This is a genomic window from Neobacillus mesonae (assembly GCF_023715155.1).
GTDB classification, from domain to species: domain Bacteria; phylum Bacillota; class Bacilli; order Bacillales; family Cytobacillaceae; genus Neobacillus; species Neobacillus mesonae_A.
This window is the reverse complement of the sequence record NZ_JAMBNQ010000123.1, coordinates 1-398: the sequence shown is the minus strand read 5'-3', so window position 1 is coordinate 398 and position 398 is coordinate 1. Positions and strand designations below refer to the sequence as shown.

Annotated in this window: 1 rRNA gene; it reads right to left on the bottom strand. The window is 49.2% G+C overall.

Annotated elements, in window-relative coordinates:
- Nucleotides 1-20: 20 nt before the first annotated feature.
- A 5S ribosomal RNA gene (gene rrf, locus M3183_RS26800) occupies nt 21-136 on the bottom strand.
- Between the last annotated feature and the right edge of the window lie 262 nt (nt 137-398).

Sequence of the window (398 nt, the reverse complement as noted above, 5' to 3'; positions counted from 1 at the left end):
TATAGATTGTCTTTTTATTTGCCCGGCAGCGTCCTACTCTCACAGGGGCAAGGCCCCAACTACCATCGGCGCTGAGAAGCTTAACTTCCGTGTTCGGTATGGGAACGGGTGTGACCTTCTCGCCATCGCCGCCGGACTATTTATTTGTTGAGGATTCATTCCCTCAAAACTAGATAATAGAGAAGAAGTTTGTTAAGAACGAGTTCGCTTTAATCAATTATTGTCTAGCTCCTGCGTCCAACCGGACGCTTGCGCTTTTCGATTTGTCTAGCTGCGGCTCCTAACTTCTCGGCCGTTTCGGTCCGTCCCTTCAAATCCCAAAACCAGGATTTGCAGTGCCAGCCCTCCAACGTCTGTCGAAGTTGAACAGTCGCCTTCGCTTTTCGCTTTGGTTAAGT